Genomic DNA, 22,896 nt, shown 5'->3' with positions numbered 1-22,896 from the left:
CCCACATACCGGCAGGCGCGACACGGCTAGAGTCGTCCCATCCACAACCTGCAGACCGGGAGACTCCATGGATTCGATCAACCGCAAGCAGCCGGAACAGAACCGGCTCGACCTCGGCGGCCAGGAGGCCGTGCAGCGCCTCAAGGACATGGCGAAGGATGCCGACAGCTGCTTCTTCGTCACCCATGGCGGCACGGGCCCGAGCCGGGGCGTGCGGCCGATGAGCGTGCGCGAGGTGGACGACGCCGGCCAGCTCTGGTTCCTGAGCGCCGGCGACAGCCACAAGAACGCCGAGATCGCGGCCCACCCAAGTGTGAAGCTGTATTTCCAGCAGTGCGCGCATTCCGGTTTCCTCGAGCTCGACGGCTACGCGGAGGTGATCACCGACCGCCGGCGCATCAAGCAGCTGTGGAATTTCATGCTCAAGACCTGGTTTACCGAAGGCGAGGATGATCCGCGCATCACCGCCATCCGGGTCATTCCGCGCCAGGGCTACTACTGGGACAACAAGCATGGCGAGGTCGTGGCCGGCGCCAAGGTGGTGGTCGGCGCGTTGCTCGGCAAGACCCTGGACGATTCGATCGAAGGCAAGCTCGGCTTCTGACGCCTGCGATGCCTGCGCCGCACTTCGTCGTCGTCGCCATCGGCTCGGCCGGCGACCTGTTTCCCTTCATGCGCGTGGCGCTGGCCCTGAAGGAAAGCGGGCAGCGGGTCAGCATGCTCGGCCCCATGCAGCACGCGCTCTTCGTGGAGCCGACGGGCCTGGCCTTCCATGGCCTGCCGGCCGACGAGGCGGTGCTCGACCATCCCGACCTGTGGCATCCGACCCGCGGCCTGGCCGTGGTCTGGAACGCCACCCGTCCGGCCATGGCCCGGGTGCCGGAGTTCATCGCCGCGCTGCCGCCGGATGAGCGCATCGTGCTGCTGGTGCATCCGCTGGCCTTGCCGGAAGCGGACCTGTGCCGCGCGCGCCGGCCCGGCCTGAAGGTGGCGGCGGCCTACCTGGCGCCCTCGAACTTGCCGACCGTGCACGACCCGCTGCTGCTGGGACCCTGGCCGGTGCCGCGCTGGGTGCCGCTGGGCCTGCGCCGCTGGCTGTGGCGCAGGCTGGGCGACGCCCTGATCAACCCGGTGGCGCTACCAGGCGTGAATGCGGCGCGCGCGGCGCAGGGACTGGCGCCGGTTGCCGACCTGGTCGATTACATCGTCCAGGTGCCGGACCTGTCGGCGACCCTGTTCCCGGCATGGTTCGCGCCGACCCAGCCCGACTGGCCCCAGCCCCTGGAGCGCCTTGGTTTTCCGCTGTACGACCCGTCGCCCCAGGCCGAGCTGTCGCCGGCGGTGGCGCGTTTTCTCGAAGAAGGGCCGAAGCCGGTGGTGTTCACGCCCGGCACCGGCAACCGCCAGGCGGCGTATTACTTCCGCTGTGCGCTCGACGCCTGCGCGCGGCGCGGCCTGCGCGCGATCCTGCTCACGCCGCACCGGGCCCAGTTGCCGGCGCACCTGCCGTCGCCGGTGCTGTGGCAGGACTACGTGCCGCTGCGCGTGCTGCTGCCGCACGTGGCCGCGCTGGTGCACCATGGCGGCATCGGCACGCTCGCCGAAGCCTTGCGTGCCGGCACGCCGCAACTGGTGGTGCCGCTGGCCCACGACCAGTTCGACAACGCGGCGCGGGTAAGCAGCCTGGGCGTGGGCGGCAGCCTGCACGCCACGCGCCTGACGCCGCGCCGCCTGGAGCGGCGGCTGGGTGAGATCGTCGGCAATGGGCGCGTGAGCGATGCTTGCCGCAAGGCAGCTTTCTTGGCTTGCCCTGCCGACCTGGGACCTTTGTGCGAACGGCTGGCGTCGCTCGTCCCGTAACTGTTGGGAAGCGCACGGTTCGGTTCGTCCATCTGGGATGAAATACGGTATCGACCTCAGCATGCAGGGAAATCCATGCGACACAAGCAGAACGAGCCGCCGGCCGCCGGCGAGAGCCGCGAAGGCTATGTCCGGGTGCGCGGCGCGCGCGAGCACAACCTCAAAAATGCCGACGTCGACATCCCGCGCGGCGCCCTGGTGGTGTTCACCGGGGTGTCCGGCTCGGGCAAGTCTTCGCTCGCCTTCGGCACCCTGTACGCGGAAGCCCAGCGGCGCTACCTGGAATCGGTGTCGCCCTATGCGCGCCGCCTGTTCCACCAGATGCCGGTGCCCGAGGTCGACGAGATCGACGGCCTGCCGCCGGCGGTGGCCTTGCAGCAGCAGCGCGGCTCGCCCACGGCGCGCTCCTCGGTCGGCAGCGTCAGCACCCTGTCGAATTCCCTGCGCATGCTGTACTCGCGCGCCGGCGACTATCCGCCCGGCCAGGAGCTGCTGTATGCCGAATCATTCTCGCCCAACACCCCGGAAGGCGCCTGCCCGCAGTGCTCGGGACTGGGACGGGTCTACGAGGTCACCGAGCAGTCGCTGGTGCCGGACGATACGCTCACCATCCGCGAACGCGCGGTGGCGGCCTGGCCGCCGGCCTGGCACGGCCAGAACCTGCGCGACATCCTGGTCACCATGGGCTACGACGTCGATACCCCCTGGCGCGATCTGCCGAAGAAGGACCGCGACTGGATCCTGTTCACCGACGAGACCCCGACCGTGCCGGTGTATGCCGGCCTGACCCCCAAGGAAACGAAAGCGGCGCTGCGGCGCAAGGAGACGCCGAGCTACCAGGGCACCTTCACCGGCGCGCGCCGCTACGTGCTACAGACCTTCGCGAATACCGAGAGCGCCTCGATGAAGAAGCGGGTGGCGCGCTACATGGTGAGCACCGAATGCCCGCTGTGCCGCGGCAAGCGCCTGCGCCAGGAGGCGCTGTCGGTGACCTTCGCCGGCATCGACATCATGGAGCTGTCGCGCCTGCCGCTGGCGCGCCTGGCCGAGCTGCTCAAGCCCTATGCGTCGGGCGAGGCGGCCAAGGACAAGACCCGCGCCAAAGAACACCCGGAGCAGATGATCGTCACCCAGCGCATCGCCCAGGACCTGTGCGGGCGCCTGCGCGTGCTGCTCGACCTGGGCCTGGGCTACCTGGCGCTGGAGCGCAGCACGCCGACCCTGTCGCCCGGGGAGCTGCAGCGCCTGCGCCTGGCGACCCAGGTGCGCTCGAACCTGTTCGGCGTGGTCTACGTGCTGGATGAACCCTCGGCCGGCCTGCATCCGGCCGATACGGAGGCCCTGCTGGACGCCCTGGCCCAGCTGAAGGCGGCCGGCAACTCGCTGTTCGTGGTCGAGCACGCGCTGGACGTGATCCGGCGCGCCGACTGGATCGTCGACGTCGGCCCGGCGGCGGGCGAGAAGGGTGGGCAGGTGCTGTACAGCGGCGTGCCCGACGGCCTGAAGCGGGTGAAGGAATCGCAGACGCGCCGCTACCTGTTCAATGAAGCGCCGCTCGAACGCCGTACCCCGCGCCAGCCAAGCGGCTGGCTGCGCCTGGAGGGCGTGCGCCGCAATAACCTGGACGGCATCGACGCCGCCTTCCCGCTCGGCGTCTTGAGCGCGGTGACCGGCGTCTCCGGTTCCGGCAAATCCAGCCTGGTGAGCCAGGTGCTGGTGGAGCTGGTAGGCGCCGCGCTCGGCCCGGGGGCTTCGGAAGCGGAAGCGCCGGAAACCGGGGAGCCGGGCCTGGAACACGAGGCGGTGCTGCCGCTCGAAGGCCGCATCGTCGCGGGCATGGAAGGGGTCAGGCGCATGGTGCGGGTCGACCAGAAGCCGATCGGCCGCACCCCGCGTTCCAACCTGGCCACCTACACCGGCCTGTTCGACCAGGTGCGCAAGCTGTTCGCGGCCACGCCGGACGCGAAGAAGCGCCGCTACGATGCCGGCCGCTTTTCCTTCAATGTCGCCAAGGGCCGCTGCGAGCACTGCGCGGGCGAGGGCTTCGTGATGGTGGAGCTGCTGTTCCTGCCCAGCGTGTATGCGCCTTGTCCGACCTGCGAGGGCGCGCGCTACAACGCCAAGACCCTCGAGGTCCGCTATCGTGGCAGGAACATCGCCGAGGTGCTGGGCATGACGGTGGGCGAGGCGATCGACTTCTTCGAGGGCGAGGCGCTGGTCGAGCGCGCGCTGGAGGTGCTGCGCGAGGTGGGACTGGACTACCTCCGCCTGGGCCAGCCGGCCACGGAACTGTCGGGCGGCGAGGCCCAGCGCATCAAGCTGGCGGCCGAGCTGCAGCGCGCCGGCCGCGGCAACACCCTGTATGTGCTGGACGAGCCGACCACCGGCCTGCATCCGCGCGACGCCGACCGCCTGGTGCTGCAGCTGAACCGGCTGGTGGATGCCGGCAACACGGTGATCGTGGTCGAACACACGATGCGCGTCGTGGCCGGCTGCGACTGGGTGATCGACGTCGGCCCCGGCGCGGGCGACGAGGGCGGCAGGCTGATATGCGCCGGCCCGCCCGCAGAGGTGGCGCGCTGCAAGGAAAGCCGCACCGCGCCCTACCTGCGGGCCCATCTGAGCTAGCCGAACCGCTGCCATCTTTATTGCATTAATAACAATGTTTGTGCTGCCAGGGCAATCCAATTGTGTGCGAAAAAATCAAGCGATGCGTTACACTTAGGATATTTTTTTCCTAACATTTTCGGCACGCATGACCGGTCCAGCCATCGATACTCAACAATTCCGCCGCATCCTGACCCGCAACGTGGCCCTGCCGCTGGGAATGAGCGTCGTCACCGCGATCGTCTTCGTGGCCATCATTGCCTACCTGATCAATGTGCTGACCTGGGTCGAGCATTCCGAGCGGGTCATCGGCAACGTCCAGGAGGTCAGCAAGCTGTCGGCCGAGATGGAAGCGGGCATGCGCGGCTACCTGATTGCCGGCGACGAGGCTTTCCTGGCGCCGTACACCTCGGCCAAGCGCCGCATGGAGACCGGGCTGCAGAGTCTCGAAGAGGTGGTCCGGGACAATCCCGTCCAGATCGAGCGCGTCCAGCGCGTCCAGGCGGCGCAAACCCAGTGGGAGCAGTTCGCCGACAACATGATCGAACTGCGCCGTGGGGGCTTCGACGTGGTCGAGCCCGTACGCGCCGGACGCGGCAAGAACCTGACCGATGAGATCCGCCGCAATTTCGAGCTCTTCCTCGATGCCGAACGCCGCCTGCTGCAGGAGCGCAACGATTCGGCGCGCCGCGTCACCACCTGGTCGGTCGCCTGCTTCCTCCTGCTCAGCATGTCGATCGGCGCCGGCCTCGCCATGTTCGGGCGCCGCCAGCTGGTCAGCCTGTCGACGGCCTATAACAAGACGATCGAGCACGAAGCCGAGCACAACGCCCAGTTGCGCCACCAGGCCTGGCTGCGCGACGGCCAGGCCGAACTGGCCACGCGCAGTACCGGGATCCACACGCTCGAGCCGCTCGCCGAGGCGGTGCTGGCCCAGGTGACCCGCTACGTGGACGGTGTGGTCTCCGCCATGTATGTGCGCAGCGAGGAGGGCGTGCTGCGCCGCATCGGCGCCTACGGCTTTGCCCATGACACCGCCGAGCATGCGCAACTGATCCAGCCGACCGAATCGCTGGCCAGCCAGGCCGCCAACGAGAACCGCCTCCTGCACCTGCGCGAGCTGCCGGAGGGCTACATCAAGGTCGGCTCGGGGCTGGGCGAAGCGTCGCCGCGCGAACTGCTGATCGCCCCGGTCTATAACTACGGCAAGGTCAAGGGCGTAATCGAGATCGGTTTCCTGCACCCGATCACGGCGCGCGACCGCGAGTTCATGGAACTGATCGGGCCGGCCGTCGGCGCCTCGATGGCGGCGGTGCTGTACCGCCAGCGCCTCCAGCACGCGCTGGAAGAAACCCAGACCCTGAACGAGGAACTGCAGGTGCAGCAGGAAGAACTGCGCACCGCCAACGAAGAACTGGAAGAGCAGTCGCGTGCGCTGGAAGAGTCGCAAACGGCGCTGGAAAACCAGCAGTCCGAACTGCGCGCGACCAACGACCAGCTGGCCGAGCAGGCCCTGAGTCTCGACATGAAGAACGCGGCCCTGACCGCCGCACAGGATCAGTTGCGCCAGCGCGCGCTGGAACTGGAACGCGCGAGCCGCTACAAATCCGAATTCCTGGCCAATATGTCGCACGAGCTGCGCACGCCGCTCAACAGCTCGCTGATCCTGGCCAAGCTGCTGGCCGATAACGCGGCCGGCAACCTGAACGAGGAGCAGGTGCGCTTCGCCCAGACCATCTACTCGGCGGGCAACGACCTGCTGCACCTGATCAACGACATCCTCGACATCTCGAAGGTCGAGGCGGGCAAGCTCGAACTGGTGCCGGAAGAAGTGCCGCTGCGCCGCATGGTCGAGGGCCTGGCGCGCAGCTTCGAGCCGCTGGCGCGCCAGAAGGCGCTCGACTTCAGCGTGGCGATCGACCCCACCGTACCGGCGGCGATCACCACCGACCGCCAGCGCGTGGAGCAGATCCTCAAGAACCTGCTGTCCAACGCCGTGAAATTCACCGACAAGGGCACCGTGCGCATGACCGTGGGCGTGACGCCCGAGGGCTGGGTGCAGTTCGGCGTGCGCGATTCCGGCATCGGCATCGCCCCGGAGCAACAGGAAAGAATCTTCGATGCCTTCCACCAGGCCGACGGCACCACCAGCCGCCGCTTCGGCGGCACCGGCCTGGGCCTGTCGATTTCGCGCGATCTCACCAACCTGCTGGGCGGCGCCCTGAATGTGTCGAGCACGCCGGGCCAGGGCAGCCTGTTCACCCTGAGCCTGCCGCGCAGCGGCGCGGTGGCGGCGACCCCGCCGCCCACCCCGACCCTGGCGCAGGCACAGGCACAGGCGGTCCCGGTGACGACCCCCGCGCCGACGCCGGCGCCGGCTCCCAGCGAGCCGGTGGCCAGCTTCGCGGACGACCGCGACCAGCCGGCCGCCGTGTCCGGGCCAAAGGCGCGCACCGTGCTGGTGATCGAGGACGAGCCGGAATTCGCGCGCATCCTGTTCGACCTCGCGCACGAACTCGACTACCGCTGCCTGGTGGCGCTCAGCGCCGGCGAGGGGCTGGCGCTGGCCGCCAGCCAGAAGCCGGATGCCGTGCTGCTCGACATCCGCCTGCCGGACGGCTCGGGCCTGTCGGTGCTGCAGCAGCTGAAGGACAACCCGGCCACCCGCCACATTCCGGTGCACATCGTCTCGAGCGTGGAAAACGGCGGCGAGGCCCTGCACCTGGGCGCGATCGGCTACGCGCTGAAACCGACCAGCCGCGAGCAGCTGGAAGAGGTGTTCCGCAAGCTGCAGGAGAAGTCGAGCCAGAAGATCAAGCGCGTGCTGCTGGTCGAGGACGACGAGCGCCAGCGCGAGAGCGTGGTGCAGCTGATCGCCGACGCCGACGTCGAGATCGAGGCGGTCGGCACCGGGGGCGAAGCCCTGGCCCTGCTGCATGCGCAGATCTTCGACTGCATGATCATCGACCTCAAGCTGCCCGACATGCAGGGCGGGGAACTGCTGGAGCGCATGGCGAGCGAGGAGGTCTGCTCCTTCCCGCCGGTGATCGTGTACACCGGCCGCAACCTGACCCGTGAAGAGGAAGCCGAGCTGCTCAAGTATTCGCGCTCGATCATCATCAAGGGCGCGCGCTCGCCCGAGCGCCTGCTGGACGAGGTCACGCTGTTCCTGCACAAGGTGGAAAGCGAGCTCTCGTCCGAACGCCAGACCATGCTGAAGGCCGTGCGCGGGCGCGACCGCGTGTTCGAAGGGCGTACCATCCTGCTGGTGGACGACGACGTGCGCAACGTGTTCGCGCTGACCAGCGCGCTCGAGTCGCGCGGCGCCAAGGTGGAAGTCGGCCGTAACGGCTTCGAAGCGATCGCCAAGCTGGACGAGGTGCCGGGGATCGACCTGGTGCTGATGGATGTGATGATGCCGGGCATGGACGGCCTGGAAGCGACGCGCCGGATCCGCGCCGACGGCCGCTTCGAGCGCCTGCCGATCATCGCGATCACGGCCAAGGCGATGAAGGACGACCAGGAGCAATGCCTGGCCGCCGGCGCGAACGACTACCTGGCCAAGCCGATCGACCTGGGCCGGCTGTACTCGCTGCTGCGCGTGTGGATGCCGGCACTGGAGCGTATTTGAATCCCGTGAATCCGAACCAGCCCGACGACTTCGACATCGAGCTGAAGATGCTCGTCGAAGCCATCTACCTGAAGTACAACTACGACTTCCGGGACTACACGGGTGCCTCGCAGAAGCGCCGCGTCCTGGTGGCCATGCGCGCCATGGAGTGCGACACGGTGTCGGCGCTGCAGGCGAAGGTGATGCACGCGCCGGACGGCTTCGCCCAGCTGCTGCAGTTCCTGACGATCCCGGTCACCGAGATGTTCCGCGACCCGGAATACTGGCTGGCGCTGCGCGAGCACGTCGTGCCTTTCCTGAGGACCTATCCCTCGCTGAAGGTCTGGGTGGCCGGCTGCAGCACCGGCGAAGAGGTGTATTCGCTGGCGATCCTGCTGCAGGAAGAAGGGCTGCTGGACCGCAGCATCGTCTACGCCACCGACATCAACCCGGAATCGCTGGAAGCGGCGCGGCGCGGCGTGTTCAACCTGGAGCGGATGCGCCTGTACACCGAGAACTACCAGAAGGCGGGCGGCAAGCGCGCCTTCTCCGACTATTACACGGCGGCCTACAACGGCGCGCTGTTCGACCGCGCCCTGGTCGAGAACGTGAGCTTCGCCGACCACAGCCTGGCGACCGACAGCGTGTTTTCGGAGACCCACTTCGTCAGCTGCCGCAATGTGCTGATCTACTTTAACCGCAAGCTGCAGGACCGCGTGCTCGGCCTGTTCCACGAATCGCTGTGCTACCGCGGTTTCCTGGGCCTGGGCAGCAAGGAGAGCATCGATTTCTCGGCGTATGCCGAGCGTTTCGACGTGCTGGCGCGGCGCGAGCGCATCTACCGCAAGGGTGTGGCGTGAATACCCAGGGAAATTCGCCGGTCAATGCCCTGGACGATGTCGAGCGCTGCCTGCGCGGCCGCCGCGTCGAGCTGGTCGTGATCGGCGGCTCGGCCGGTGGCGTCGATGCGCTGCTCGGCCTGCTGCCGGCGATCCCGCCGGACTACCGTTCCACGGTGGTGTGCATCCTGCACGTACCGGCCGACCGCGACAGCCGCCTGGCCGAGCTGTTCGAATTGCGCGCCGCGCTGCCGGTGCGCGAGGCGCGCGACAAGGAGCCGATCGCGCCGGGCGTGATTTATTTCGCCGGATCGGGCTATCATCTGTCGGTCGAGCGCGAGCGCTGCTTTTCGCTCAGCTGCGAGCCGCCGGTGCAGTTCGCGCGCCCGGCGATCGACGTGCTGATGGAATCCGCCGCCGACGCCTACGGCCCGGTGCTGGCCGGCATCCTGCTGACCGGCGCCAACCACGACGGCGCCGACGGCATGTGCCGCATCCGCGAACGCGGCGGCCTGACCGTCGTGCAGGACCCCTTGGAGGCCCAGGCCAGCGCCATGCCGGAAGCAGCCATCCGCCGCTGCGCCCCCGATCTCGTGCTGCCATTGTCCGGCATCCGGACCCTGCTTCCCATGCTGAGGAACCCATGAGCGCCCAAGACCCAAGCAAACTTCTGATTGTCGATGACCTGCCGGAAAACCTGCGCGCCCTCGACGCCCTGATCCGCGGCGAAGGCCGCCTGGTGTTCCAGGCGTCCTCGGGCGACGAAGCGCTGACGCTGATGCTCCAGCACGACTTCGCGCTCGCCATCCTCGACGTGCAGATGCCGGGCATGGACGGCTTCGAACTGGCCGAGCTGATGCGCGGCACGGAACGCACCCGCAACATCCCGATCGTATTCGTGTCGGCCGCCGGGCGCGAGCTGAATTACGCCTTCAAGGGCTACGAGACCGGCGCGGTCGACTTCCTGTACAAGCCGCTCGATTCCGATGCGGTGCGCAGCAAGGTCAACGTGTTCGTCACGCTCGACCAGCAGCGCCGCGAGATGCAGCGCCAGATGGCCGCGCTCGAGCGCAGCCGCCAGGAGCAGGAAACCCTGCTGCGCGAGCTGCACCAGACCCAGGACGAGCTGCAGCGTTCGCTGCGCATGCGCGACGAATTCATGTCCCTGGTGGCGCACGAGCTGCGCACGCCGCTCAACACCCTGTTCCTGGAAACGCAGATGCGCAGCCTGCAGCTCAAGCGCGGCACGCTGGCCTCGATCAGTCCGGACCAGTTCGACGAGATGATCAAGCGCGACGAACGCCAGATCAAGGCCATGATCCGCCTGATCGACGACATGCTGGACGTTTCGCGCATGCGCAGCGGCCAGCTGTCGATCCGCCCGGCCCAGGTCCAGCTGATGGACCTGCTCGAGCGGGTGGTGAGCGACCTGTCGCTGCAGGCCAACGCGACCGGCTGCAAGCTCTCGCTGCAGCCGCATCCGCCGGTGCAGGGCTGCTGGGACGAATTCCGCGTCGAGCAGGTGGTCGTCAACCTGCTGACCAATGCGCTGCGCTACGGCGGCGGCCAGCCGGTCGAAGTGAGCGTGCAGTATGCGGACGACACGGTGAGCATCCACGTGCGCGACGAAGGCAAGGGCATCGCCCCGGCCGACCTGGAGCGCATCTTCGAACCCTATGAGCGCGGCGCGCGCAACGGCGAGCCCAAGGGGCTGGGCCTGGGCCTGTACATCTCGCGCCAGCTGGCGATCTCGCATGGCGGCGAGCTGCGGGTGACCAGCAAGCCGGGGGAGGGGTCGACCTTTACCTTGGTTTTGCCGACCTGCGAACAGACCGTTCCGGCGGTTACGACGGCCTGATCTTCATCTTGTATGGATTTCAACTGGGACATTTTGCCTCAGTGTATGGATAGTGCTTTTAAGTAGAATGCCTCAGAACGCGCAGCAGCACCATCCTTGCATCCAGTCGCTGACGTTTTCGCCTCTCTCACTAACAGCCTGGAAGTACTCAACATCATGGATTGGTTCCCTATTGTCGCCGGCACGTTCAAGGCGCTCGCCTTAGCCACGGGCATGTTCTTCGCCATCAAGTGGCATTACGACCAAGGGAAGAAGGAACAGGACAAGGAGCAGGAGAAGCGCGCCGTGCTGCGCGCGGCCGGCAAGGTGGCTGCGGTCTTCATGCTTTCGCTCCTGGGCCTGGGGCTGGTCACCTTCGTCCTTGTCACCAGGCTCAGTCTGGACTTGAGCTTGCCGTGATGGCAGGGAATAGTCGGCCGAACGGAAATCGATAAGCACGTCCGATTCGGACACGGCTTGCACGACGCTGTCGTTTCGTCCACACTTCACGGATCGCGCCGCTTCGCCGGCGTGGTTTCCCTTCGCAAGGAGGGGAGAGCTATACTTGTTCGATAGTTAAAATCAATCGACTGTATCGCATCAATCAATTTCACAAAAGACGTCCAGGTCGCTACACTGGCGTCTATCAAATCTTTCAACCACCCGAAAACAGGAGAGTACATGTCCCTCATCAACACCCAGATCAAGCCGTTCAAGGCAACCGCTTACCACAACGGCAAGTTCATCGATCTGACGGAAGAGAACTTCAAGGGCACCTGGTCGGTTCTGATGTTCTACCCGGCTGACTTCACCTTCGTCTGCCCGACCGAACTGGAAGACCTGGCTGCCTTCCAGCCGGAATTCGCACAGATGGGCGTGAAGGTCTACGGCGTGTCGACCGACAGCCACTTCGCCCACAAGGCATGGCACGACACCTCGGACGCAATCAAGAAAGTGAACTACCCGCTGATCGGCGACCCGACCGGCACCCTGTCGCGCAACTTCGAAGTCATGATCGAAGAAGAAGGCATGGCACTGCGCGGCACCTTCGTGATCAATCCGGAAGGCCAGATCAAGCTGATGGAAGTGCACGACAACGGCATCGGCCGCGACGCATCGGAACTGATGCGCAAGGTCAAGGCTGCCCAGTACGTCGCATCGCACCCGGGCGAAGTGTGCCCGGCCAAGTGGACCGAAGGCGCTGAAACCCTGACCCCGTCGCTGGACCTGGTCGGCAAGATCTAAATAGCAGTTCAGTAGTACTGTCCCGGGCCGCCCTGGCGGCCCGGTTCATTTCAGGGACCCGTTGCGGTTCCAGGCATCGCCATACCCCGAACAACAAGGTCATAGTCAAGGAAACCATCATGCTGGACGCAACCCTCAAGAAGCAGTTGCAAGCCTATCTGGAAAAAGTGGTGCAGCCGATTGAGCTCGTTGCATCGCTGGATGATTCGCCCAAGGCGCGCGACATGGATGAACTGCTCCGCGAAATCGCCGCGTTGAGCGACAAGATCACCGTGCGCCAATCCGATGACGCCAATGAGCGCAAGCCTTCGTTCGCCATCAAGCGCGTTGGCACCGACATCGGCGTGCGTTTCGCCGGCCTGCCGCTCGGCCACGAATTCAGCTCGCTGGTGCTGGCGCTGCTGCAGGTGGGCGGCCACCCGATCAAGCTGGACCAGGCCGTCATCGACCAGATCAAGAACCTGGAAGGCGACTACGTCTTCGAAACCTTCATTTCGCTGAGCTGCCATAACTGCCCGGAAGTGGTGCAGGCCCTCAACGCTATGTCGGTGATTAACCCGCGCATCAAGGTCGTCGCCATCGACGGCGGCGTGTTCAAGGAAGAAGTCGAAGCGCGCCAGATCATGGCGGTACCGATGATGTTCCTGAACGGCCAGCACTTCGGCCAGGGCCGCACCAGCGTGGAAGAGATCCTGGCCAAGATCGACACCAATGCCGGCGCCCGCAAGGCAGCCGAGCTGAACAAGAAAGACCCGTTCGACGTGCTGATCGTCGGCGGCGGTCCTGCCGGCGCGGCCGCGGCGATCTACGCCGCCCGTAAAGGCATTCGCACCGGCGTGCTGGCCGACCGCTTCGGCGGCCAGGTGCTGGACACGCTCGCCATCGAGAACTTCGTCTCGATGAAGGAAACCGACGGCCCGAAGTTCGCCGTCGCCCTGGAAGAGCACGTCAAGCACTACGACGTCGACATCATGAACACCCAGCGCGCCAACAAGCTGGTCGAAGGCAAGATGATCGAAGTGCACACCGAGACCGGTGCGGTGCTGAAGTCGAAAACGGTGATCATCGCCACCGGCGCCCGCTGGCGCGAGATCAACGTGCCGGGCGAGCGCGAGTACCGTAACCACGGCGTGGCTTACTGCCCGCACTGCGACGGTCCGCTGTTCAAGGGCAAGCGCGTGGCCGTGATCGGCGGCGGCAATTCGGGGGTCGAGGCGGCGATCGACCTGGCGGGCATCGTCAAGGAAGTGACCCTGATCGAGTTCGGCGCCGAACTGCGTGCCGATGCGGTCCTGCAGCGCAAGCTCTACTCGCTGAAGAACGTCACCGTGATCAAGTCGGCGCAGACCACCGAGATCCACGGCGACGGCAAGATCGTCAACGGCCTGTCGTACAAGGACCGCAACAGCGGCGAAGTGAAGAAGGTCGAGCTGGAAGGCGTGTTCGTGCAGATCGGCCTGGTGCCGAACGCCGAATGGCTGAAGGGCACGATGGACCTGTCGGCGCACGGCGAGATCGAAGTCGACGCCAAGGGCCAGACCTCGATCCCGGGCGTGTTCGCGGCGGGCGACGTCACCACGGTGCCGTTCAAGCAGATCGTGATCGCGGTGGGCGAGGGCGCCAAGGCCTCGCTGGCGGCCTTCGATTACCTGATGCGCCAGCCGGTGGAAGAAGAGCACACCGCCGAGGAAGCCAAGGCTGCCTAAGCACAAGGTCGCGCATGCCGAAACGCCATTCCCGTAATTGGGGATGGCGTTTTTATTTGTCCAATAAATCCAGTTTACTGGATGATATTCTCCATTATAATGGATTGCATGGACATCAACGACCTGATCGCCCGCCGCGTGCGGGCCTTGCGCGAGGAACGCGGCCATTCGCTGGCGACCCTTGCCGAGCTGAGCGGCGTGAGCCGTTCGACCATTTCCCTGATCGAGCGGGGCGAGAGCAGCGCCACCGCCACCGTGCTCGACAAGCTGGCCAGCGCCCTCGGCGTCACGCTGGCCTCGCTGTTCGAGCAGGGCGGCGATGACAATAGCGCGCCTTCGCCCCTGTCGCGCGCGGCGGATCAGCCGGTGTGGACCGACCCCGTCACCGGTTATGTGCGCCGCAACCTGTCTCCGGCAGCCCGTTCGCCGATCCAGCTGGTCGAAGTCGTCTTCCCGGCGGGCCAGCGGGTCGCCTTCGACACCTCCACCCGCGACGCCGACATCCAGCAGCAGGTCTGGATGATCGACGGCGACATGGAGATCACGGTCGGCGACGCGCACTGGCGCCTGGAGAGCGGCGACTGCCTCGCCATGCGCCTGGACCGTCCGGTCGCGTTTCACAATCCCGGCGCCCGGCCGGCCCGCTACCTGGTGGCGCTGGTCACGCAGCCCGCCGTATCGAACAGGAGAAACTGATGGAACAGGCGATTACCGTGCGGCGCCTCGGTACGGACGAGGCCGCCGCGGCTGTCGAGGCGCTGGCCGACGTGCTGGTCGATTGCGTCGAGGGTGGCGCTTCCGTGAGCTTCATGCTGCCGCTGGCGCGCGACAAGGCCCTGGCATTCTGGCGCGGCGTGGCCGCTGGCGTGGAACGTGGGGAGCGCGCCCTGCTGGTTGCCGAAGACGCCGCCGGCCGCATCGTCGGCACCGTGCAGCTGGTCATGGCGATGCCCGACAACCAGCCGCACCGGGCCGATGTCGCCAAGATGCTGGTGCATCGCCGGGCGCGCCGCGCCGGCATCGCCCAAGCCTTGATGGCGGCGCTCGACGAGGTGGCGAAAGAGGAGGGCAAAAGCGTGCTGGTGCTGGATACGGTCACGGGCGGCGATGCCGAGCGCCTGTACGAGCGGGCCGGCTGGCAGCGGGCCGGCGTGGTGCCGAAGTACGCGCTCATGCCCGACGGCGAATGGTGCGCGACGACTTTCTTCTACAAGCATCTTTAAACTGCATGGCGGCGATGATCGGTGTCAGCTAAGCCTCATCATGCGGTCTGTTTCGCTACGGTCGCGAGCAAGCGCAGCAGCGCCGCCGCGTCGACCGGCTTGGTCAGGTGGTGGTTGAAGCCCGCGGCGGCGGAGCGTTCGCGGTCTGCCTGCTGGCCGTAGCCGGTCAGCGCGATCAGCGTCGCGCGCGCAGTCTGGGGCAGCGCCCGCACTCGCCGTGCCAGTTCATAGCCATCGATGTCGGGTAGGCCGATATCAAGCAGCAGAATATCCGGCGGAGCCTCCGCCACCAGCTGCAGCGCACTGTTTCCTTCGTAGGCGACACGTAGCTGGTGTCCGACTGTACTCAGGAACAGCGACAAGGTGTCAGCAGCGTCGGCATTGTCATCGACGATGAGTATGTCCATCGCGCGTTCGCAGGCGGCTCCGCGCGGCTCGCACGGCGTTGACACTGGCGCAAGGCCCTGGGCCCTCGGCAGCCGGATGGTAAATTCGCTGCCGGCGCCAGGCCCTGCACTGGCCGCGCCGACGCTGCCACCGTGCCGCTCGACCAAGGCCCTGACCAGGGCCAGCCCGAGCCCGAGACCGCCCTGGGCCCGGTCCGGCGAGCGCTCGCCCTGAACGAACAGATCGAAGACATGGGGGAGCAGCGCGGCGTCGATGCCCATCCCGTTGTCGCGCACTACGATTTGCACCATGCTAGCGTCCTGTGTCAGCTCCAGCTCGATGACGCCGCCCTGCGGGGTGTACTTGCTTGCGTTGTTGAGCAGGTTAGTGATGATCTGGACCAGCCGGGTGCCATCACCGTACACCTGCACAGCTTGCCCGGTGTCCGTCAGCGACAGGCGCTGGCGGCGAATGTCGACCAGCGGTCGCGCCTGCTCGACAGCATCCCGTACGATCGTACCCATCTCATGCACTTGTTTCTCCAGCACCACCAGGCCGCGTGTGACGCGTGAGACGTCAAGCAAGTCGTCCAGCAAACTGGTCATGTGGCTTATCTGACGGTTGATGACCTCACAGGTCTGCTTCACGCGCGCCGGCGTTACCTGTCCCATCCGCAGGATCTCGGCTGCCATGCCGATCGGTGCCAATGGATTGCGCAATTCGTGCGCCAACATCGCCAGGAACTCGTCCTTGCGGCGATCGGCGTCGCGCAGCCTGGCCTCCGCTTCGCGTCTCGACACCAACTCGCTTTCGGCGCGCTGGTAGGCCGCCTGTAGCTCGCGACGGCTGGCATCGAGGGCGCTATTGAGTTGGCTGGCGCGCCGGTTGCTGTCGCGCGCGGCAGAGGCGATGCCGGCGGCTGCCAGTTCAGCCCGTTCGCCAGCCAGCTTGGCGGCCAGAAGGGGCAGCAGGGCAAGGATGGCGCCGAGCACAGGCGCTGCGGGTTGTTGCCCAAGGAATACGATGATGACACCACCTGCGCAGTCACAGTGGCCCCAGACAGGTGACTCTGACGCTTTCTCACCCGAAGGCAGGGACGACTGTGCGTTGCCGGCGTGTGCACACTGACGCAGAAACGCTTGCCAGCGCTTGCCACCGCGTAGCGTCTGAGCCAAGCCAGGAGCGGGCAAGAATATTCCCACTTCGGTGTCCTTGCTGAACACCAGGACCTGCTCGACGCCGGCGTAACGAGCAAGCTTATCCGTTGCGGCAAGTCTCGCGTCCGGCCTCTGTAGATCAATGAAGATGGAGACCAGCTCAAACGGAATCATCGTGCATTCACAGCGGGATTGCACACACGACCGCAGTGCAGTTGTGGAATCCGCTAAATTGCGCAGTACTTCGCGCAATCTGGCCGTAAGTATTGCACCCTGCGAAATTTTCGGAACCAAGCGTCGCTGCAACCGCTTCCAATTCGTCTCCGAACTGGCGTCCCAGGCGTAGCCGCGTAGCGGCGCAGTCAAACAGCAGCGAACCGGCGTGTTGGCCACCCTCCAGGCCGTCGAGCGCCGCCTGCGACGCCTGGCGTGCCGCTTCGCAGGCAGAGGCCTCATCGGCTGCCATGATATGGACCGTGGCCCCGACCGGTACCTCGGCAGCACAGGAAATCGAGCCGTCCTCATTGAGGGAAAGCGGCACGCGCAGCTTGTGGCCGTCGCCGGTTTCGATGCCGATCACGTTGTGAAGGAAAAACGGGAGCGGGTCGGCGCGGCTGAAGGTCTGTCCGGTCGCCTGCGCGTGCTCTTCAAAGACTTCCACCGCTGGCGCGGCGTTCAGGCTGACCAGGCAGTTGCCCCGGGCTTCGGTGACGCGCAACGCCGGCCCGCTTGGTTGCCAGCCATGGCGCACGCCGAGGCCGATGGGCTTTTTCGACAGCATTTCCAACACGACGATCGCATCTGTATGCGCTTCAGTCCCGATGAATACATGGGTTTTATGGAACTTTGCGTCATCGGCCGCGCCACCGCCGAACAATTGGTAGGTACCGCCGGTCAGGACCATCATTTCGTGGATGATCTCGTCCACATAGCCTGCCAGCGCATCGGTCAACACAAGCGCGTTACGGTAAGGGAAATCCGGATGCTCACTTCCGCTAAAGACGGGCATCACCTGGTCGATAGCGCCCCTGAAATTGTTGCGAAGGCCAGTGCCCACCCCAGCCCGGAACAGGATGTCATCTGTGCGGATTGCCATTGCAGACACCGAAGCGTTCCCTGTGGCGCAGCCAGAGAATTCGCCCGCTGACGAGCAGCCAACCAGCAAGCGCGGCTGACATCTGGAATCGAGCGTGACCAACAGTGACTGGAAATCGATCTCGGGCGAGGCAAACACAATCAGCACGTCGGGACGGCCGCCATCCAACTTGTGAAGTATCGAGTCGGCGAGCGCCAGCCCTGCGGCGTCAGGCGTGCCGAGGGACGTGTGACTCACTGCCACTATCGTATTTGCCATATTTGATCTATAAAGAGGATGAAGCCCGGGCAGTGCCTGCAGAAAGGGTGCAGACAGGACCGAGCTAGCCGGAGAACATACTATATTCTAGTAATCTTTGGCAAATATGTGTCACACGCCTATAAAAATGTTAAAGCGTGCATACCAAAAAGAGACCCTGCCAGTCAGGGCCTTCCTCATCGGACCGTGGCGAAAACAGCTGGAAGAATCGTCGACACGCTGGTGAAGCGATCAGTGAAACGCCACCAACAGGGCGCCGGTGAGCGCTTCGGTCTCGAGCAGCAGCCAGGTGGCCGCACTGGCCAGGGCCAGGTGGACTGCGGTCCAGGTCATTGGATGATGGCGTGCCATGATGAGACTCCCTGATCGATGAATTCGTAGTGACGATGGAGCCATCTTAGGCATTTGCTCCATCCGTTGCCATCGGCAAAAACTCCGCGGGTTTGTAGGAATAAACCTTGTGACATTGTCACGACGATTTTCAGTCGCGCGAAAAGTTGAGTTCCTACGGGGGAGCTAGGCTAAGTCCTATACGTGTGCGCATGCGGCGAGCATAGAGTAGCCTCCATGACCCGACACGAACCCAAACTCCTGCACCGCGGCCTGGTGGCCGTGCGCCGCAACACCATCCGTCGCCTGCTGCGCTCCGTCTTCGGCATCGAGCAGCTGCGCGAGGGCCAGCAACACGTGATCGACAGCGTCCTCGACGGAAAGGACACCCTGGCGATCATGCCCACCGGCGGCGGCAAGTCGCTGTGCTACCAGATCCCCGCCAAGATGCTCGAGGGGATCACCATCGTCGTCTCGCCCCTGATCTCGCTGATGAAGGACCAGCTCGAGAAGCTGGAAGAGCTGGGCATCCGCTCGGTCCAGGTCAACAGCAGCCTGTCCGCCGAGGAAGAAGCGGCGGCGCTGGAGGCGATCGCCGGCGAGGCCTGCGAAATCGTGTTCTGTACCCCGGAACGCCTGGTCTCGCCCGAGTTCATCGCCGTGCTCAAGGAGGTCACCCTCGACATCGTCGTCATCGACGAAGCCCATTGCATCTCGCAGTGGGGCCACGATTTCCGACCCGCCTACATCGGCATCGCCTCCGCCATCGACGCGCTCGGCAAGCCGCCGGTGCTGGCCCTGACCGCCACCGCCACCGAGGACGTGATCGCCGACATCCGCCGGCAGCTCAACCGCCCGAAGATGAACGTCATCAATACGGGCATCTACCGGCCGAACCTGCACTACCGCGTGCTGCAGGCGACCAATCCCCAGGAAAAGCTGGCCCAGGCCTTGAAGCTGGTGCAGGAGACGCCGGGCGTCGGCATCGTCTACGCTGCGACCGTCAAGGTGGCCGAGGAAATGCTGGCCGTGCTGGAAGAGGCCGGCGAGTCGGTCACGATCTACCATGGCAAGCTGCCCAGCGCCGAGCGCAAGCTGAACCAGGACATGTTCATGAACGGCGAGCGCCGCGTCATGGTGGCGACCAATGCCTTCGGCATGGGCATCGACAAGAGCGACACCCGCTTCGTGATCCACCTGCAGGTCCCCGCCAACCTCGAATCCTATTACCAGGAATCGGGCCGCGCCGGACGCGACGGACTGGACGCGCACTGCACGCTGCTGTTCCTGCAGGACGACAAGCGCATCCAGCAGTTCTTCCTGGTCAAGCATTACCCGAGCGCGGCCGAGCTGCAGACGGTGTACACCGTCGTGCACGAGCTGGCGGAGGAGGCGCCGGTCACGGGCGAGCGCCTGGAAGCGGCGCTGGAAGAAGCGGGTGACGCCAAGCTCAAGGTCTGCCTCAAGCTGCTGAAGGATGGCAAGCTGCTGCGCCAGAACCGCAAGCTCGAGTATGTGCCGACCAACAAGGAGCCTGACCCGGAAGTGTTCGGGGAACTGGCCGAGGTCTACGTCCGCAAGGCCGAACGCGACCGCGAAGCGCTCGAGCAGATGGTAGGCTATGCGGTCAGCGGCTTTTGCCGCTGGAAGCTGCTGCTGGACTATTTCGGCGATGCCGTCGAGGGCTTCGAGAAGTGCTGCAAGTGCGACAACTGCCTGAATCCGCCGGCCGCGCTGCTGGAAGACATCGCCATCCGCGACGACGAATTCGACCATGAACCGGCGCCGGAACCGAGCGGTCCGCAGTTCGAGGTCGGCGGCCGCGCGAAGGCGCCGAAGCACGGCGAAGGCACGGTGCTGGCCGTCGCCGGCGAGCAGGTGACACTGGCGTTTCCGGACCAGGAAGAGCCGCGTACCTTCCTGGCCGAATTCCTCGAACCGGCCTGACGCGAAAGGAGCCGCATGGGAGACATGGTCGTCGTCCGCAAGGAAGGACTGTATTGCGTGCCCGGCGGGTTCTACATCGACCCGTGGCGCCCGGTCGACCGGGCGGTGATCACCCATGCCCACGGCGACCATGCGCGCTACGGCCACGGCCACTACCTGTCGGCGGCGCCCGGCGTCAACGTACTCAAGTCGCGTCTCGGCGACATCAATGTACAGGGGCTGGAATACGGCGAGACCGTCACCCACAACGGCGTCGCCATCTCGCTGCATCCGGCCGGCCACGTGCTCGGCTCGGCACAGATCCGCATGGAGTGCGGCGGCGAAGTCTGGGTGGCCTCGGGCGACTACAAGGTGGAACCCGACAAGACCTGCGCGCCCTTCGAGCCGGTGCGCTGCGACACCTTCATCACCGAATCGACCTTCGGGCTGCCGATCTACCGCTGGGACCCCGAGCAGCAGACCATCGACGAGATCAACGCCTGGTGGCGCCGCAATGCCGAGGAAGGCCGCTGCAGCGTGGTCTTCGCCTACGCCTTCGGCAAGGCCCAGCGCATCCTGTCGCGCCTGGACGCCTCGATCGGCCCGATCGTCTGCCATGGCGCGGTGGAGCCGCTCAATCGCGTGTACCGGGCCGGCGGGGTCGAGCTGCCGGAGACGGTCATGGTCAGCGAGATCGACAAGGCAGCGCTGCGGCGCGCCATCGTGATCGCGCCGCCATCGAGCAGCGGCTCGCCCTGGATGAAACGCTTCGGCGACTACAGCGATTCCTTCGCGAGCGGCTGGATGCTGCTGCGCGGCGCACGCCGGCGGCGCGGCGTCGATCGCGGTTTCGTGCTGTCCGACCATGCCGACTGGCCCGGCCTGATGAGCGCCATCAAGGCCACCGAGGCGCAGCAGGTCATCGTCACTCACGGCTCGATTCCGACCATGGTGCGCTGGCTGTGCCAGAACGGGCTGGATGCGAAGGGCTTCGATACCGAATACGGCGACGAGGAAGAAGACGAGGCGATTCCGCCGGCCGGGCCAGCCCCCGCGGAGGCGCCCACGGGAGAGCCCGATGCGTGAATTCGCCCGCCTGTACGCCGAACTCGACGAAACCACCTCCACCACCCGCAAGCTCGACGCCCTGCAGTCCTACTTCTCGCAGGCCGCGCCGGAAAACGCCGCCTGGGCCGTGTACTTCCTGGCCGGCGGCAAGCCGCGCCAGGCGGTGCCGACGAAACTGCTGCGCCAGTACGCCATCGAATATGCGGGCCTGGACGACTGGCTGTTCGACGAGTCCTACCACGCGGTCGGCGACATGGCCGAGACCATCGCCCACATCCTGCCGCCGCCGAGCCGGCGCAGCGAGATCGGCCTGGCCGAATGGATGGAGTCGCGGATCGGTCCCCTGCGCGGCGCCGATCCCGGCACCATCCGCGCAGCCCTGTTCGCGGCCTGGGATGAACTCGACTGGCGCGAGCGCTTCCTGTTCGTCAAGCTGATCGGCGGCGGCTTCCGCGTAGGCGTCTCGCGCCTGCTGGTGACGCGCGCGCTGGCGGCGATCGCCGCCGTGGACAGCAAACTGATCGCCCAGCGCCTGATGGGCTGGACCGACAACTCGGTGCGTCCCACGGCCGCCAGCTTCCTGAAGCTGATCGCCGCCCAGTCGGACGAGGAACATGCGCTGCGCGGCGGCCAGCCCTATCCCTTCTTCCTGGCCCACCAGCTGCAGGGCGACCCTGCGGCGCTGGGCGAAGTGGACGACTGGCAGGTGGAGTGGAAGTACGACGGCATCCGCGCCCAGCTGGTGCGGCGCGGCGGCCAGAGCTTCCTGTGGTCGCGTGGCGAAGACCTGATCACCGAGCGCTTCCCCGAGCTGGCCAGTCTGCACATCCCGGAAGGCACGGTGCTGGATGGCGAGGTGCTGATCTGGCAGAGCGGCTGCGCCGCCCCCGCGCCCTTCGCCGACCTGCAGAAGCGCATCGGCCGCAAGACCCTGAGCGCCAAGCTGCTGGCCGAGCTGCCGGCGGTGCTGTGCTGTTACGACCTGCTGGAGTTCGGCGGCGTCGACCTGCGCGCGCTGCCCCAGCACGAGCGGCGCGCGCTGATGGAAACCGAAGTGGCCGCCATCGACCTGCCGCAGCTGCGCCTGTCGCCGCTAGTGAAGGCCGACAGCTGGGACGATCTGGCGAAGCTGCGGACGGAATCGCGCGAGCGCGGCGTCGAGGGCATGATGCTCAAGGCGCGCAGCGCCCAGTACGGCGTGGGCCGCACCAAGGACGTCGGCACCTGGTGGAAGTGGAAGATCGATCCCTACACGGTCGATGCGGTGCTGATCTACGCCCAGGCCGGCAGCGGTCGGCGCGCCTCGCTCTACACCGACTACACCTTCGCCGTGTGGGACGGGGAGGGCGAGGAACGCAAGCTGGTGCCCTTCGCGAAAGCCTATTCGGGCCTGACCGACGCCGAGATCGCCCAGGTGGACAATGCGGTGCGCAAGACCACCATCGAGAAGTTCGGGCCGGTGCGCTCGGTGAAGCCGACCATGGTGTTCGAGATCGGCTTTGAGGGCATCGCCCTGTCCACCCGCCACAAGGCCGGCATCGCGGTGCGCTTTCCGCGCATCCTGCGGCGGCGCCTTGACAAGCCGGTGGAGGAGGCGGATACGCTCGATACCTTGAAGGGCTTGCTGGCCGCTGCCGGCGCTTAGGGCTGCAACGCCTGACATCAGCTCTTGCTTGTCTTGAGAGCAACAGCACCATACACTAAGAGAGTCTGGCCGTCCCTTATCGGGCCACGAGCAATCATTGAA

General features: G+C 65.9%; 17 protein-coding genes. 15 read left to right on the top strand and 2 right to left on the bottom strand.

Annotated features, from left to right (window positions below):
* Positions 1-67: 67 nt before the first annotated feature.
* The 12 genes from AC56LK_RS01905 (at position 68) to AC56LK_RS01850 (ending at position 14,927) form a co-directional block, all read left to right on the top strand.
* Entirely contained in the window at positions 68-604 is a 537-nt protein-coding gene (locus AC56LK_RS01905; RefSeq protein WP_497182866.1) for a pyridoxamine 5'-phosphate oxidase family protein, read from the top strand.
* Positions 605-612: 8 nt separating this feature from the next.
* Positions 613-1,860, top strand: coding sequence for a nucleotide disphospho-sugar-binding domain-containing protein (locus tag AC56LK_RS01900; protein WP_497182865.1), 1,248 nt, complete (start codon positions 613-615; stop codon positions 1,858-1,860).
* 75 nt (positions 1,861-1,935) lie between these two features.
* Positions 1,936-4,488: an excinuclease ABC subunit UvrA gene (locus tag AC56LK_RS01895; RefSeq protein ID WP_497182864.1), complete on the top strand. Its 2,553-nt coding sequence runs from the start codon at positions 1,936-1,938 to the stop codon at positions 4,486-4,488.
* A gap of 127 nt (positions 4,489-4,615) precedes the next feature.
* Positions 4,616-8,098, top strand: coding sequence for a response regulator (locus tag AC56LK_RS01890; protein ID WP_497182863.1), 3,483 nt, complete (start codon positions 4,616-4,618; stop codon positions 8,096-8,098).
* A gap of 47 nt (positions 8,099-8,145) precedes the next feature.
* A complete protein-coding gene (locus tag AC56LK_RS01885; RefSeq protein WP_497183039.1) occupies positions 8,146-8,937 on the top strand; it encodes a CheR family methyltransferase in 792 nt (263 codons plus the stop codon).
* Between the two features lie 29 nt (positions 8,938-8,966).
* Positions 8,967-9,563, top strand: a complete 597-nt coding sequence (locus AC56LK_RS01880; RefSeq protein WP_497183038.1) for a chemotaxis protein CheB — start codon at positions 8,967-8,969, stop codon at positions 9,561-9,563.
* Positions 9,560-10,774 carry a hybrid sensor histidine kinase/response regulator gene (locus AC56LK_RS01875; protein ID WP_497182862.1) on the top strand — a complete coding sequence of 405 codons (1,215 nt, stop codon included), beginning with the start codon at positions 9,560-9,562 and terminating at the stop codon, positions 10,772-10,774. The genes AC56LK_RS01880 and AC56LK_RS01875 overlap by 4 nt, the downstream gene beginning before the upstream one ends.
* Positions 10,775-10,930: 156 nt before the next feature.
* Positions 10,931-11,173, top strand: a complete 243-nt coding sequence (locus AC56LK_RS01870) for a hypothetical protein (protein ID WP_497183037.1) — start codon at positions 10,931-10,933, stop codon at positions 11,171-11,173.
* 261 nt (positions 11,174-11,434) lie between these two features.
* Positions 11,435-11,998, top strand: a complete 564-nt coding sequence (gene ahpC / locus AC56LK_RS01865) for an alkyl hydroperoxide reductase subunit C (RefSeq protein ID WP_497182861.1) — start codon at positions 11,435-11,437, stop codon at positions 11,996-11,998.
* A gap of 119 nt (positions 11,999-12,117) precedes the next feature.
* Entirely contained in the window at positions 12,118-13,704 is a 1,587-nt protein-coding gene (ahpF, locus tag AC56LK_RS01860) for an alkyl hydroperoxide reductase subunit F (RefSeq protein ID WP_497182860.1), read from the top strand.
* A 108-nt stretch (positions 13,705-13,812) separates the two neighbouring features.
* Positions 13,813-14,400, top strand: coding sequence for a helix-turn-helix domain-containing protein (locus AC56LK_RS01855; protein WP_497182859.1), 588 nt, complete (start codon positions 13,813-13,815; stop codon positions 14,398-14,400).
* Positions 14,400-14,927, top strand: a complete 528-nt coding sequence (locus AC56LK_RS01850) for a GNAT family N-acetyltransferase (RefSeq protein ID WP_497182858.1) — start codon at positions 14,400-14,402, stop codon at positions 14,925-14,927. The genes AC56LK_RS01855 and AC56LK_RS01850 overlap by 1 nt, the downstream gene beginning before the upstream one ends.
* Before the next feature lie 38 nt (positions 14,928-14,965).
* On the opposite strand, the gene AC56LK_RS01845 is transcribed toward AC56LK_RS01850, so the two are convergent.
* Entirely contained in the window at positions 14,966-16,645 is a 1,680-nt protein-coding gene (locus AC56LK_RS01845) for a hybrid sensor histidine kinase/response regulator (protein WP_497182857.1), read from the bottom strand.
* 7 nt (positions 16,646-16,652) lie between these two features.
* Entirely contained in the window at positions 16,653-17,825 is a 1,173-nt protein-coding gene (locus AC56LK_RS01840) for an FIST signal transduction protein (RefSeq protein WP_497182856.1), read from the bottom strand.
* Between the two features lie 567 nt (positions 17,826-18,392).
* On the opposite strand from AC56LK_RS01840, the gene AC56LK_RS01835 reads away from it, so the two are divergent.
* The 3 genes from AC56LK_RS01835 to AC56LK_RS01825 are packed head-to-tail and all read left to right on the top strand — an operon-like array spanning position 18,393 to position 22,794.
* Positions 18,393-20,102: a RecQ family ATP-dependent DNA helicase gene (locus AC56LK_RS01835; RefSeq protein ID WP_497182855.1), complete on the top strand. Its 1,710-nt coding sequence runs from the start codon at positions 18,393-18,395 to the stop codon at positions 20,100-20,102.
* A 15-nt stretch (positions 20,103-20,117) separates the two neighbouring features.
* Positions 20,118-21,167, top strand: coding sequence for a ligase-associated DNA damage response exonuclease (locus AC56LK_RS01830; RefSeq protein ID WP_497182854.1), 1,050 nt, complete (start codon positions 20,118-20,120; stop codon positions 21,165-21,167).
* Positions 21,160-22,794, top strand: coding sequence for an ATP-dependent DNA ligase (locus AC56LK_RS01825; protein WP_497182853.1), 1,635 nt, complete (start codon positions 21,160-21,162; stop codon positions 22,792-22,794). Before AC56LK_RS01830 ends, AC56LK_RS01825 begins: the two co-directional genes overlap by 8 nt.
* Positions 22,795-22,896 lie beyond the last annotated feature (102 nt).

Source organism: Telluria sp. ZB4P36 (assembly GCF_059685865.1).
This window is presented reverse-complemented; position numbering and strand designations above follow the sequence as displayed.

Bases quoted from the DNA above. Each gene is read 5' to 3' on its own strand.
- AC56LK_RS01905 (WP_497182866.1), top strand. From the start codon at position 68: ATGGATTCGATCAACCGCAAGCAGCCGGAACAGAACCGGCTCGACCTC.
- AC56LK_RS01900 (WP_497182865.1), top strand. From the start codon at position 613: ATGCCTGCGCCGCACTTCGTCGTCGTCGCCATCGGCTCGGCCGGCGAC.
- AC56LK_RS01895 (WP_497182864.1), top strand. From the start codon at position 1,936: ATGCGACACAAGCAGAACGAGCCGCCGGCCGCCGGCGAGAGCCGCGAA.
- AC56LK_RS01890 (WP_497182863.1), top strand. From the start codon at position 4,616: ATGACCGGTCCAGCCATCGATACTCAACAATTCCGCCGCATCCTGACC.
- AC56LK_RS01885 (WP_497183039.1), top strand. From the start codon at position 8,146: ATGCTCGTCGAAGCCATCTACCTGAAGTACAACTACGACTTCCGGGAC.
- AC56LK_RS01875 (WP_497182862.1), top strand. From the start codon at position 9,560: ATGAGCGCCCAAGACCCAAGCAAACTTCTGATTGTCGATGACCTGCCG.
- AC56LK_RS01870 (WP_497183037.1), top strand. From the start codon at position 10,931: ATGGATTGGTTCCCTATTGTCGCCGGCACGTTCAAGGCGCTCGCCTTA.
- ahpC (WP_497182861.1), top strand. From the start codon at position 11,435: ATGTCCCTCATCAACACCCAGATCAAGCCGTTCAAGGCAACCGCTTAC.
- ahpF (WP_497182860.1), top strand. From the start codon at position 12,118: ATGCTGGACGCAACCCTCAAGAAGCAGTTGCAAGCCTATCTGGAAAAA.
- AC56LK_RS01855 (WP_497182859.1), top strand. From the start codon at position 13,813: ATGGACATCAACGACCTGATCGCCCGCCGCGTGCGGGCCTTGCGCGAG.
- AC56LK_RS01850 (WP_497182858.1), top strand. From the start codon at position 14,400: ATGGAACAGGCGATTACCGTGCGGCGCCTCGGTACGGACGAGGCCGCC.
- AC56LK_RS01845 (WP_497182857.1), bottom strand. From the start codon at position 16,645: ATGATTCCGTTTGAGCTGGTCTCCATCTTCATTGATCTACAGAGGCCG.
- AC56LK_RS01840 (WP_497182856.1), bottom strand. From the start codon at position 17,825: ATGGCAAATACGATAGTGGCAGTGAGTCACACGTCCCTCGGCACGCCT.
- AC56LK_RS01835 (WP_497182855.1), top strand. From the start codon at position 18,393: ATGACCCGACACGAACCCAAACTCCTGCACCGCGGCCTGGTGGCCGTG.
- AC56LK_RS01830 (WP_497182854.1), top strand. From the start codon at position 20,118: ATGGGAGACATGGTCGTCGTCCGCAAGGAAGGACTGTATTGCGTGCCC.
- AC56LK_RS01825 (WP_497182853.1), top strand. From the start codon at position 21,160: ATGCGTGAATTCGCCCGCCTGTACGCCGAACTCGACGAAACCACCTCC.